The 12,415-nt window shown below is 75.6% G+C and carries 10 protein-coding genes and 1 pseudogene; 3 read left to right on the top strand and 8 right to left on the bottom strand.

Annotation, left to right across the window (positions count from 1 at the left end):
• Positions 1-39: 39 nt before the first annotated feature.
• Both ACFVN3_RS13880 and ACFVN3_RS13875 read right to left on the bottom strand, forming a co-directional pair.
• Positions 40-1,554 (bottom strand): annotated as a pseudogene (locus tag ACFVN3_RS13880) (MmgE/PrpD family protein); the annotation flags it as partial.
• Positions 1,555-1,583: 29 nt separating this feature from the next.
• Complete coding sequence (locus tag ACFVN3_RS13875) at positions 1,584-2,315, bottom strand: GntR family transcriptional regulator (protein WP_378233464.1); 732 nt, start codon at positions 2,313-2,315, stop codon at positions 1,584-1,586.
• Between the two features lie 106 nt (positions 2,316-2,421).
• Here ACFVN3_RS13875 and ACFVN3_RS13870 point away from each other — a divergent pair, with 106 nt between their 5' ends.
• Positions 2,422-3,180: an SDR family oxidoreductase gene (locus ACFVN3_RS13870; RefSeq protein WP_378233463.1), complete on the top strand. Its 759-nt coding sequence runs from the start codon at positions 2,422-2,424 to the stop codon at positions 3,178-3,180.
• On the top strand, positions 3,177-4,121 hold the full coding sequence (sigJ, locus tag ACFVN3_RS13865; RefSeq protein WP_378233462.1) for an RNA polymerase sigma factor SigJ: 945 nt from the start codon (positions 3,177-3,179) through the stop codon (positions 4,119-4,121). Before ACFVN3_RS13870 ends, sigJ begins: the two co-directional genes overlap by 4 nt.
• A gap of 3 nt (positions 4,122-4,124) precedes the next feature.
• Here the strand turns inward: sigJ and ACFVN3_RS13860 are convergent, their stop codons facing one another.
• A complete protein-coding gene (locus tag ACFVN3_RS13860) occupies positions 4,125-4,865 on the bottom strand; it encodes a DUF2625 family protein (protein ID WP_378233461.1) in 741 nt (246 codons plus the stop codon).
• Positions 4,866-5,092: 227 nt separating this feature from the next.
• Between ACFVN3_RS13860 and ACFVN3_RS13855 the strand changes: the two genes are divergently transcribed.
• A complete protein-coding gene (locus ACFVN3_RS13855) occupies positions 5,093-6,571 on the top strand; it encodes a DUF4232 domain-containing protein (RefSeq protein ID WP_378233459.1) in 1,479 nt (492 codons plus the stop codon).
• Between the two features lie 6 nt (positions 6,572-6,577).
• Here ACFVN3_RS13855 and ACFVN3_RS13850 read toward each other — a convergent pair whose 3' ends face one another.
• From ACFVN3_RS13850 to ACFVN3_RS13830, 5 genes are all read right to left on the bottom strand, one after another.
• A complete protein-coding gene (locus tag ACFVN3_RS13850) occupies positions 6,578-8,593 on the bottom strand; it encodes a cytochrome c biogenesis protein DipZ (RefSeq protein WP_378233458.1) in 2,016 nt (671 codons plus the stop codon).
• A gap of 159 nt (positions 8,594-8,752) precedes the next feature.
• A complete protein-coding gene (locus ACFVN3_RS13845; RefSeq protein ID WP_378233456.1) occupies positions 8,753-9,445 on the bottom strand; it encodes a fasciclin domain-containing protein in 693 nt (230 codons plus the stop codon).
• A 133-nt stretch (positions 9,446-9,578) separates the two neighbouring features.
• Positions 9,579-10,433, bottom strand: coding sequence for an anti-sigma factor domain-containing protein (locus tag ACFVN3_RS13840; RefSeq protein WP_378233454.1), 855 nt, complete (start codon positions 10,431-10,433; stop codon positions 9,579-9,581).
• The gene (sigK, locus tag ACFVN3_RS13835) at positions 10,426-10,998 is read right to left on the bottom strand and encodes an ECF RNA polymerase sigma factor SigK (RefSeq protein ID WP_378233453.1); all 573 of its coding nucleotides are present in this window, start codon (positions 10,996-10,998) and stop codon (positions 10,426-10,428) included. Before sigK ends, ACFVN3_RS13840 begins: the two co-directional genes overlap by 8 nt.
• A 159-nt stretch (positions 10,999-11,157) precedes the next feature.
• Positions 11,158-12,261, bottom strand: a complete 1,104-nt coding sequence (locus ACFVN3_RS13830) for a 3-deoxy-7-phosphoheptulonate synthase (RefSeq protein ID WP_378233517.1) — start codon at positions 12,259-12,261, stop codon at positions 11,158-11,160.
• Positions 12,262-12,415: the final 154 nt, after the last annotated feature.

Genomic DNA, 12,415 nt, shown 5'->3' with positions numbered 1-12,415 from the left:
CTCGGCCGGCGCCCCGCCGACGTCGCCGCGCCCCAGCTCGAACAGCCCCGTCGGGGTGGGGACGGAGTCGAGCAGCCCCGGGCGGCCGACGATCGTCAGCTCGCGCACCTCTGCCGGCGTGAGCGACGGGAGCCGCTGCGCGAGGTCGAGGAAGCGCTCGATCTCCGCGTCCTCGAGGACGCCCTCCGCGAGCGTGCGGAACTTGCGCACGTACTGCTCGCGGCCGAACGGCCGCGCGCCGAGCGGGTGCGCGTCGGCGACGGCGATCTCGCGGACGAGCCGGCCGCCGTCGGCGAGCTCGATCTCGACGCGCCCGCCGAACGCCTTCTCTGCCGGGTCGATCGAGTGGTAGCGGCGCGTCCACTCCGGGTCCTCGGCCGTCGTGACCTTGGCCCACAGCGCGACCGTGTCCGGTCGCCCCGCACGCTCGGGCGCGTACGAGTCGACGTGGTGCCAGCCGCCGTCCTGCAGCGCGACCGCGAAGATGTACGGGATCGAGTGGTCGAGCGTCTCGCGCGACGCGGTCGGGTCGTACTTCTGCGGGTCGTTCGCGCCCGAGCCGATGACGTAGTGGGTGTGGTGGCTCGTGTGGATGACGACGCTCGTCACGTTGTCGGGGTCGGCGAGCCAGGGGTGCTCGTCGTGCAGCGCCCGGGCGAGGTCGATGAGCGCCTGCGACTGGTACTCCGCCGAGTGCTCCTTGGTGTACGTGTCGAGGATCGCGGTCTTCGGCTCGCCGGGGGCGGGGAGCACGACGTCGTACGCCGCGTCCGGACCGTCGAGCAGCCACGCGACGACGCCGTCCTCGCCCTCGTAGATCGGCTCGGGGGACGTCTGGCCGCGCATCGCCCGGTCGACGGCCTCGACCGCGACCTTGCCCGCGAACGCGGGGGCGTGCGCCTTCCACGTGGAGATCTGACCCTTGCGGGACTGGCGCGTGGCCGTCGTCGTGTGCAGGGCCTGGCCGATCGCCTGGAACACGGTCTCGGTGTCGAGGCCGAGCAGCGTGCCGATGCCCGCGGCGGCCGACGGCCCGAGGTGCGCGACGTGGTCGATCTTGTGCTGGTGGAGGCTGATCGCGCGCACGAGGTCGACCTGGATCTCGTAGCCGGTCGCGATCGCCCGGACCACCGCGGCGCCGTCGGACCCGGCATGCTGCGCGACGGCGAGGATCGGCGGGATGTTGTCGCCCGGGTGGGAGTACTCGGCGGCGAGGAACGTGTCGTGGAAGTCGAGCTCGCGCACCGCGACGCCGTTCGCCCACGCCGCCCACTCGGGGCTCGTGCGGGTCTCGAGGTCGCAGCCGAACACCGTCGCTCCCGGGACGTAGGGGTGCGCGAGCGCCTGGCCGCGCGCGGCGACCGCGGGACCGCGCACGAGGCTCGCCGCGGCGACGGCCGCGTTGTCGATGACGCGGTTGATCACCATGTCGACGACCTCGGGCGTGACCTCCACCCGGTCCGTCGCGAGCTCGGCGAGCTTCCACGCGAGCTGGTCGGTGCGGTCGAGCGGCTCCGCGCTGGGGTAGACGCGCAGGTGGTGGGTGTACGGCATCGGTGTCTCCGTCGTGCGGTGGGCGGTGGTCAGGGGAGGTCGTCGGTCGCCGACCCCACGCCGCGCAGGGACTGCTCGGCGAGGGCCGCGCTGCGCTCGATGTGCGCGCGCATCGCGGCCTCGGCGGCGTCGGGGTCGCGGCTCGCGATCGCGTCGGCGACCGCGCGGTGCTCGTCGACGTGGTCGGTGGTACCGACGCGGCGGCGCGCGGCGAGCGCGCGGTACCGGTCGACGTGGCCGCGGATCTGGCGCAGGAGCGCCGACCCCCAGCGGTTGTCGGCGAGCGCCTCGATCTCGCCGTGGAACTGGGCGCCGACGCGCAGCACCTCGTCCTCGTGGTCGCGCACGGCGTCCATGAGGGTCACGAGCCGGACGAGGCGGGCGACGTCGTCGGGCGTGGCGCGCTCGCACGCGTCCCGGGCGAGCAGGCCCTCGAGGCGGGCGCGGACGTCGTAGACGCGGCGCGCGTCCGCGACGTCGAGCGGCGCGACGCGCACTCCCCCGGTCGGCAGCTCGACGACGAGCGCCTCCGCCTGGAGCAGGCGCAGCGCCTCGCGCACCGGCGTCCGGGAGACGCCGAGCTCGGCGGACAGCACGGGCTCGGTGAGACGCGCGTCGGGCGCGAGGGAGCCGTCGATGATGCGGCCACGGAGGAGGTCGTAGACCGCGCGGGCCCCGGACTGGCGACGTGCGAGACCTGCGTCGCCGGGGGCCGTCGTGGCCTGCCCGACGGCAGCGCGCAGGTCGGGCGTCGTCGTCACCCCGCCATCGTGCCACACGATCTGCGCACTTGTATACAAGTATCGATCGCGGGTGGCCGTGTCACATCCCGGGGCGCTGCGGCGTCGTACCGGTATGAGGATCGCAGTGACAGGTGGGACAGGGACGATCGGCCGGCACGTCGTCGCGGAGCTGGCCGCGCGCGGGCACGAGGTGCGCGCGCTGAGCCGGCACGCGGGGCGCTACCCCGTCGACCTCACGACGGGCGCCGGGCTGACCGCCGCGCTCGCCGGGGTCGACGTGGTCGTGGACGCGAGCAACGCGTCGTCGTCCACGGCGGACGCGCGCGCGACGCTCGTCGACGGGACGCGGCGGCTCCTGGCGGCCGAGCACGACGCGGGGGTGCGGCACCACGTGCTCGTCTCGATCGTGGGGTGCCACGATGTGCCGATGGCCTACTACGGCGTGAAGGTCGAGCAGGAGCGGGCGGTCGCCGCAGGCGAGGTCCCCTGGACGGTCGTCGCGGTGACGCAGTTCCACGAGTTCGTCGCCGGGACGCTCGCGGGCGCCGCGCGGCGCGGTGTCGTGCCGCTGCTGCGCGCGCCGGTCCAGCCCGTCGCGGCGCAGGACGCGGCCTCGGCCGTCGCCGACGCCGCGGGCCGCGAGCCGCGACGGTCGACCACGACCGTCGCCGGGCCGGAGATCCTGGACCTGCGGGACGCGGCGCGCGCCTGGCGCTCGGCGACCGGCTCGCGGGCGCTCCCCGTCCGCGTCCCGCTTCCCGGGAAGCTCGGGCGCGCGCTGCGCGCGGGCGGTCTCACCGACCCGCACCCCGACGCGCGCGGCACGACGACGTTCGGCAACTGGCTCGCGGCGCAGCGCACCGCGGCGACGACCGCGCGATGAGCACCGACGACCTCGCGCACGCCTTCGAGGCCGAGCGCCCGCGCCTCCTGCGCCTCGCCTACGCGACGACCGGTTCCTGGTCGGACGCCGAGGACTGCGTGCAGGACGCGTGGCTGCGCCTGCGCACCCAGGACCCGGCGTCGATCCGCAACCTCGCGGCGTGGCTCACGACGACGGTCGGCCGCCTCGCGCTCGACGTGCTCGGCAGCGCGCGCGTGCGGCGCGAGCGCTACGTGGGGACGTGGCTGCCCGAGCCCGTCGTCACCGCACCCGGCGCGCGGTCACCGGTCGCGTCGTCCGCCGCGACCGCGCGGGACGCCGCCGACCCCGCCGACCGCGCCACGCTCGACGAGGAGGTGAGCATGGCGCTGCTCCTCGTGCTCGAGCGGCTCTCCCCCGCGCAGCGCGTCGCGTTCGTCCTGCACGACGTCTTCGGGCTGCCGTTCGAGGAGGTCGGCGACGTCGTCGGGCGCTCCCCCGCGGCGGTGCGCCAGCTCGCGTCGCGCGCCCGCAAGGACGTCGAGGCGGGACGGCCGCGAGGCCGGACGTCGCGCGCCGAGCAGGAGCGCGTCGTCGAGGCCTTCGTCGCGGCGTGCGCGGGCGACGACCTGCCGACGCTGCTCGGCCTGCTCGACCCCGACGTGATGCTCCGGGGCGACGGCGGCGGCAAGGTCCGCGCGCTGCGGCACCCGGTCCAGGGGGCGCAGACCGTCGGGGAGGTCCTGCTCTCCTACCTCCGCAACCGGCCGCGCGGCGCGGGGGCCGTCGACGTCAACGGCAGTCCCGGGCTCGCGCTCGTCGACGGCTCGGGGGTGCTCACGGTCCTGGCGTTCACGCTCGCCGACGGCCGCATCGCGGCGCTCGACATCGTGCGGAACCCCGACAAGCTCACCACCGTGCCGCCGGGGCTGCTCGACGACCCCGGCCCGTGGTGGCCCTGACGGCTACGGCCGGTAGTCCTCGGCGGGCCATGCCCCGAAGCCGTCGAGGTGCTCGTCGGCGTCGCGCACGTAGTCGTCGACCGGCGTCATGCGCTCGGCCATCTCGAAGTGCCAGTCGACCAGCTCGCCGAGGGGGACGGGGGTGCGCGACGACCGCGCGACGTCGCGCCCCTCCTCCGACCACAGCGGCGGGTAGAGGCTCAGCCCCTCGTCGAGGCGGACCGCCCCGATCTCGTCGTACCAGCCGGGCCAGCGCACGGAGGCGTAGAACTCCGTCGTCCCGCCGCTCACCGCCCACTCGAGGAACGCCGCCTGGCCGAACCCGAGGTCCACCCACGCGAGCGAGTCGGGCGCGAAGTAGTTGACGTTGCCGAGCTGGCCCGGGAGGCCGCCGCCGTTGATCGCGAACGTGCCGCCGAGCACGTCGTACGCGACGACCAGGACCGACGGCGCCACGCTGTCGTCGCCCGGCTCGCCGAGCCCGTTGACGGTCGCGAGGTCCGGCAGCCCGGCCCCGCCCCCGCCGATGATCCGCAGCCACCCGCCGTCGACGAGCACGCCGCCCGTGTGCAGCGCGAGCGCGCCCAGCGTCGAACGGACCGTGACCTGGAGCCGGAAGAGGACCTCGAGCGACCACGCCGGAGCCGGCACGACCTCCACGCCACCGCGCCCGAGCATGCGGGAGAGCGTCGGCCAGGCGGGGTCGTCGACCGCCGCCAGCTCCGCTGCCGTCCTCACTGTCATGGCCGGATCATGCCAGATGTTGCCGGCATCCAGGAGTCCTGCTATGGAGCGGCGCCCGGCAGGTCCCCCGATGGGCTGAAAGACCGATTCGGAAGGGCTCCTGCGACACGACCCGGCCACCGATCTCCCTGATCGTCACAGGTCGGGTGTGAAGACTCGGCGGCGAGCCCGCGCAGACCGCGTCGGTGCGGTCATCCCGGGGCCTCCCCGTGGGTAGCGTCTCGGCCGTGGACGACGAGCGCACCGTACCGACGGCGGACGGCACCGACGGACCGCGGCCCGCGAGCGCGCGCCGGGTCCCGCGGAGCACGGTCGCCGCCGTCGCGTCGGTCGCCGGCGTGGGCCTCGCGGTCGTCGCCGCACTTCTCGCGCCGACGATCCTCGGCTCCGCCGTCGCGGACCCGACCCTGCCCCGGTCGTCGCCGCCGGACGGGTCGACGGCGCCGTCGCCCGGGCCCTTCGATCCTGAGCACGGGGCGGAGGACACGACCGCGCTCCTGCTCGCCCTGCCGGGTGTCGAGGACGTGCAGGTGAACGGGTCGGCCGGGGCGTCGTCGGCCGAGATCACGCTCGTCACCCCGCTCCCGTCCCCCGAGGACGCGCAGCGCACCGCGGAGGACGCGAGCGCGATCGTCGCCGCCGTGCCCGGCGGCGGTGCCTGGTCGCTCCGCGTCGAGGGCACGGGCGCGAGCGGCGGGACGCTCGCCATCGCGGTCGGCCCGGGGATGGGCACCGACCGCGGCGTCGACCCGGCCACCGGGGAGCCGCGCCCCGAGCTCCTCGGGACCGACGCCGTCGCCGACGCGGTGCGCCTCGTCGCGCACGACTCCGTCCGGCGCGTGTTCCTGTCCCCCGGGTCCGCGTCCGTCGACGTCCGCTCGCCCGGCGACCTCGTCCCCGTCGCCGCGCTCGTACGTGCCGAGGGCCGCGGGCTGACGAGCCTCGGCGTCGAGGGCTCCGGCGTCGGCACCTACGACGGCGACGGGCTGACCGTCCCCGACGACGCCCTGCTCACGCTCCTGGCCGACGTCGCGGCGGAGCCCGGCGTGACGCAGGTCGTGCACGACGCCGTCCGCGACGCGTTCCCGCAGGACCCTCTGCTCACGGTGATCACCTCGGGCGACGCGGCCGTGGTCGCGCGCGTCCTCGACGGCGCGGCCTACTCCGGCCCGGTGCTCGCGTACCAGGTCCACGGCTCGACGGACGGTGGCTCGTCGGCGACGCGCTCCGGGTTCGTCGCGGGGGTCGCCCCGACGACCGAGGCGCGCCCCGCGGGCGCGTGCGCGCCCGGCGACCTCACGCTCGGGGCCCTGGGGTTCGACGCCGCGGCGGGGCGCCGGTTCCTCACCGTCACGGCCCGCAACGACGGCACCACGGAGTGCGTCCTCGCGGGCGCCCCCGCGGTCCGCTTCGTCGCGGACGACGGCTCGGAGACGGACGTGCTCCTCGAGCCGGACGACGACGGCCTCGCCCCGCTCACGCTCGCACCGGGCGCCACGGCCTGGGCCGCGCTCTCGTGGCGCGGCGGGTCGACGGCCGACGACCCGCCGCTCGTCACGACGCTGCTCGTGGCCCCGCACCCGGGCGACCCGGAGTCCGTCGTCGGGCTCTCGGGGATCCCCGGCGTCGGCGACGGCCTCGACCTGCTCGGCGGCGGGACGGCGACGATCGGGTCCTGGACGCCCGCGCGGGAGCTCGCGAGCTGACGTGCGTCACCCGAAGGTGGCGGTGAACACCTGCACACCGGCGGGGACGTCGAGCTCGACGAGCCCTGCGGTCGGGCCGTCGCCCTCCAGGACGGGGTAGAGCGTCGGGCTTCCCGACACGTCGACGTCGCGGGTCGTGGTCCGCCCGTCCGACGTGACGCGGGCCGTGACGGTGCCCTCACCGCCGAGCACAGTGAACACGTCGGTCGAGCGGTACGCGAGGCGCACGCGCGCGTCGTCGGACACGGCGGTCGCGCCCTGGAAGTCGACGTCCCACGTGCCGCCGAGGGAGAACGTGTCCTGCCGCTGGTCGTCGGCGAGCGTGAAGTCCTGCTGCCCCGCGGCGTAGCGCGGCTCGCCGGCGTAGTTGACGACGCGCTTGATGGAGAAGTAGGTCTCTGGCGTCGTCTCGTCCTGCGGCGTGGTGTCGCCGACGGCGGTGGGCTCGGGCAGCTCGACGCCGGGGTTCGCGTCCTGCAGGAGCTCGCGCACGAGGCGCTCGGTGTCCTCGTACCCGCCCTCCCCGAACCGGATGTGGCGCACCGTCCCGTCGGCGTCGACGAGGTACTGCGCGGGCCAGTAGCGGTTCCGGTAGGCGGTCCAGGTCGCATACGAGTTGTCCTGGGCGACGGGGTAGGTGACGCCGAGGTCCCGCGCTCCCGCGACGACGTTGCGCGTCTCGCGCTCGAACGCGAACTCGGGCGTGTGGACCCCGACGACCTCGAAGCCGTCGCCGACGTCGCGGTACCGGTCGTACCAGGCGTTGACGTGCGGGATCGCGCGCTGGCAGTTGATGCACGAGTAGGTCCAGAAGTCGACGAGCACGACCTTCCCCCGCAGCCCGTCGAGCGTCAGCGCCTCGCCGCCCGGGGTGTTGAGCCACGTGTCGATGCCGCGCAGCTCCGGGGCGGTGCCGCAGTCCTCCAGCACGGGCGCGCCGTTCGAGCAGTTCGACAGCTCGCGGTTCTCGTCGGTGACGAGGCCGCCGAGGTCGAGCGCCTCGCGCACGGCCTCGTTCTCGTCGACCCGTTGCTGGAGCGCGCCCGTGTAGTCGGGCAGGGCGCGCTGGAGCGCGGCGGGGAGGTCGAGCGCGAGCGCGCCCGCGAGCGCGATCATGACGACCCCGCCCGTGACGCGGATGCCGCGCGTGTGCCGCTGGAACCCGCGGACCCGCTCCGCGACGCGCCGGCCCGCGAGCGCGAAGACCAGCAGCGGGACCGCCGCCCCGACCGCGAACGACACCGTCAGCGCGACGGTGCCGGGACCGATGTTCCCCGTCGCCCCCGCGACGGTGATCGCCGCGAGGACGGGCCCGGCGCACGGCACGTACAGCACGCCGAGGCCGAGGCCGAGCACGAACGCCCCGCGGTCCTGGCGGGCGGCGCCGCGTCGTGCCCCGAGCGCCGCGATCCGCCGGAACGGCCGCTCCAGGACCTCCTCGACGCGCGGCACGATCATCCCGACGCCGATCGCGACGAGGAGCACGATCCCCGCCCAGCGCAGCAGGTCCTGCGGGAGCCCGAGCGCGGTCAGCACGAGGGAGCCGAGGAGCGTGAAGACGCTGAAGCTGAGGACCAGGCCCGCGATGACGAGGTAAGGGCGCCACGAGCGACCCGCCGGGCGCGCGGCGCGCCGGGACGCGCGGCGGTCGGTCCCGCCGTCGGCCGGGGCGGCGGGCTCGGCCGCGTCCCCCGTCGACAGGTCGAGGGCGAGCGTCCCGCCGCGCGTCGGCCGCGCCGCGACCTCCCGCACCCCGGCGGCCTCCTGCGCGCCGCCCGAGCCGACCGGGCCACGCAGCCCCGCGGCCGGGCGACCGCCGACGCGGACCGCGTCCGGGACGCCCGCGAACAGCGCCGGCGAGACGCCGCCCGCCGCGGGCTCCCCGGCGGCCGACGGCTTCTCCCCCGTGCGCGCGCCCTGCACGCCGCCCGCGAAGAAGATGACGGGGAGCATCGGCAGGATGCACGGCGAGATCCCCGTGATGAGTCCCCCGAGCAGGCCGATGACGATCAGCGTCTCCATGCCCGGGGTTCGGACCGGTCGCCCGCATGGATGGGTCCGCCGCAAGGGGTCACGGCTCCGCCACGGCGCACGACGACGGCCCCGACCGTGGGGCGGGGCCGTCGCGCTCCGCACGGGGCTGCGGAGTCCTGCTCGCGCCTGAGGTCGGCGCGGTACGCGTCACATGGTCGGCATGAGCACCGAGTCGACGAGGTACACGGTCGCGTTCTGCGTCATCACGCCGCCGCAGACGACGGCCGCGTCGTTGACCATGAGCTCGTCGCCCGAGCCGGTCACCTCGACCGTGCCGCCCTCGACGGTCTCGTGCTCGCCGACGACCTGGTCGGGCGTGAGCTGGCCGGGCACCACGTGGTAGGTGAGGATCTTCGTCAGCGTGTCGGCGTCCGTCTTGAGCGAGTCGAGCGTCGCGGCGTCGATCTTCGCGAACGCGTCGTCGACGGGGGCGAACACGGTGAACTCGCCGCCGTTGAGCGTGTCGACGAGGTTGACGTCCGGGTTGAGCTCACCCGAGACGGCCGCGGTGAGCGTCGTGAGCAGCGGGTTGTTCGACGCCGCCACGGCGACGGGGTCCGTCGACATGCCGGTGATCGACCCGGCGCCGTCGGGGACCTGCTCCGCGTACGCCGCGCAGCCGGGGCCCACGAGGTTCGCGGCGGGGTCGGCCGCCATGTCGTCCGAGCCCTCGGTCATGTCGTCGGACGTCGAGTCGTCCGTCATGGTGTCCTCGGCCTGGGAGTCGGCCGTCGTCGAGTCGGCCCCCGTGTCCGAGTCCGAGCTGCACGCGGACAGGCCGAGCACGGCGAGCGTGGCGATGCCGGCGACGGCGTACGACGTGCGGGTGCGAACGTTCATCGGTCTCTCCTCGGGTCGTCGCCCCGCCGGTGCGGGGCGTCATGCCGAGGGTTCGGAGCGCGGCCCCGGGTGGATGGGTCGAGATCCGCACGGGTTCTCCCCGCGCGTCCCCACCCCTCCGGGGCCGTGGCGATCAGCCGACGAGCGCGACCACCGGGTCCGCCGTGGGCTGCTCGGAACCGCCCGCCGGCTCGACCGTCACGGCCATCCCGACGCCCGGCTCGTCCTGGACGAGCCGCGACGTGCTCCCGTCCCGGACGTCGAGCACGCCCGCCGAGACGACCGCGCCGTCGGCCTCGACCACCCAGAGCTGGTAGTCGCGGTCGTCGCCGGCGTCGGGCAGGTCGGACGCGCGGAAGTACATGTCGTCGCCGGCGGCGAGCACGGACGCCTGGCCGCCCCCCTCGACGTCGCCGTGCAGGATCGTCGCGTCGGGGTCCGCCAGCATCTGGGCGATCGCGTCGGCCTGCTCCTGCAGGCGCGACTGCTCCTGCGTCGCGCGCACCGCGACCGTCGTCGGGACGGCCACCGCCACCGCCGCGGCCACCGCCGCCGCGAGACCGGTCCAGCGCCGGCGGCGTGCGCGGCGCGCGGCCGCGAGGTCGACGACCACGCCGTCCCCCGCGCCCTCTCCGGCGGACGTGTCCGTCCCGGTACGCGGCGCCTCGTCCGAACCAGCGTCCGGCCCAGCGTCCGACCGCGCGCTCGGCACCGCGCCCGGAGCGGCACCCGTTCCGGGGGACGCGGCCACGCGGGCCAGCACGGCGTCGCGCAGGCCGGGCGGCGGGGCGCTCTCGACCGCGAACGCCGCCACGACGTCGCGGTACTCGTCGAGCTCGCGGCGCGCGTCGGGGTCGGACGCGAGCAGGCGCTCGACGGCGCGCCGCTCGACGTCGTCCACGGCGTCGAGCGCGTAGGCGGGCAGCAGGTCGCGGACGTCCCGCGGGTCGTCCGCACCAGCCTCGTGCGGAGAGTTCTCGTCAGCCACGGCGCACCCCCAGGCAGTCGCGCAGACGCAGGAGCCCGTCCCGGATCCGGGACTTCACGGTCGGGAGGGCCGCGTCGAGCCGCTCGGCGACCTCGCGGTACGTGAGACCGCCGTAGTACGCCTGCACGACCGCCTCCCGCTGCGTCGCCGTGAGCGAGTCCAGGCACCGGCGCACGGCCGCGCCCTCCAGCCGCCGCTCGACGTCCTCGACGACGACGTCACGCGGCACCGAGGCCGTCGACGCGTCCACGTCGCGCTGGTCCCGGTCGCGACGCGCCTGCTCGGCTCGCACGCGGTCCACGGCCCGTCTCCGCGCGAGCGTCACGACCCACGTGCGCGCCGAGCCGCGCGTCGCGTCGTACCGCTCCGCCGTCTGCCACACCTCGACCATCACCTCCTGGACGACCTCCGCCGCGTGGTCCGGGTCCCGCAGGACACCCAGGCACGTGCCGTAGGCGACCGGCGCGAGCGCGTCGTAGACGGGCGCGAACGCCGCCGGGTCGCCGCCGGCGCACGCCGACAGCGCGGCGTCGACCGCGGGGTTCGTCGTCACGGGAGGTGGCACCCGGTCAGTGTGCGGCACGGGCGCCTCACCCACCCGCTGCAGCGCGCCGACCATGGCTCTCGCCACCAGACCTCCCGCCGACGCACCCGTCCCGGACCGTCCGAGACGCTCAGGGTTCGGTGCCGACGCCCCCGCGGATGGGAGGTCGCCCGGACCGTGTCAGAGCGCGCGACGGGTGCGCACCGCGCCGGCGAGCTCGCGCAGCAGGCCCGCGGTGGTCTCCCAGTCGATGCACGCGTCGGTGACCGACTGCCCGTACACGAGGCCGCTCGGCGCGGGCTTCTGCGCGCCTGCCACGAGGAAGCTCTCCATCATGAGCCCGGTGATCCCCTGCTCACCCTCGGCGAGCCGCGCCGAGACCTCGCGCACGACCTCGGCCTGGCGCACGTGGCTCTTGCCCGAGTTGCCGTGCGAGGCGTCCACGACCAGCCCGTGCTCCGTGACCCCGCCCTGGCCGGAGGTGCGTGCGACCGCGAGCGCCGCCGCGACGTCGTCGGCCCCGTAGTTGGGGCCGGAGCGCCCGCCGCGCAGGATGACGTGGCAGTCCGGGTTGCCCGCCGTCTCGACGGCCGCGGCGCGTCCGAGCGAGTCCATGCCGAAGAACGTGTGCTCGCTCGCCGCGGTGATGCAGCCGTCGACCGCGATCTGCACGTCGCCGTCCGTCGCGTTCTTGAACCCGACCGGCATCGACAGGCCGGAGGCGAGCTGGCGGTGCACCTGCGACTCCGCGTTGCGCGCGCCGATCGCGCCCCACGACACGGCGTCGGCGATGTACTGCGGGCTCGTCGGCTCGAGGAACTCGCACGCGGCCGGGACGCCGGCGTCGAGGACGCCCAGCAGCACCTCGCGCGCGAGGCGCAGGCCGTGGTGCACGTCGTGCGACCCGTCCAGGTGCGGGTCGTTGATGAGGCCCTTCCAGCCCACCGTGGTGCGCGGCTTCTCGAAGTACACGCGCATGACGACCATGAGGTCGTCGGCGAGCTCGTGCGCGACGGCGGCCAGGCGGCCCGCGTACTCGAGCGCGGCCTCGGGGTCGTGCACCGAGCAGGGGCCGACGATGACGAGGAGGCGGTCGTCGTCGCCCGCGAGGACGTCGCGCACCTCGCGGCGCGACGTGGTCACGAGGTCGCTGCGCGTCGCGCCGAGCGGCAGGTCGGCGAGCATCGTGCGCGGTGCGGGGAGCGCGTCGAGCGCGCGGACCCGCAGGTCGCTCGTGCGGGCCTGGAGCTCGGGGCTGTCCACGGGGTCGACGGTACTCGTCAGCTGATCGGACGTCGCGGGTTCAGGCTGGGTGGTCGTGCTGGTCACGGGAGGCTCCTGGTCTGTGCGGCGGGGGTCGGGGACCGCCGTGAGTCGGAATGCCCAGCGGTGCCCAGCGGCGCTTCACCGGCCTGCTGCCGCCCGTGGTCCCGGAGCG

This window comes from Cellulosimicrobium sp. NPDC057862, assembly GCF_042797035.1.
Lineage (GTDB): Bacteria > Actinomycetota > Actinomycetes > Actinomycetales > Cellulomonadaceae > Cellulosimicrobium.
Note: the sequence above shows the minus strand (reverse complement) of the source record. Positions and strands in the feature narration are given on the sequence as shown.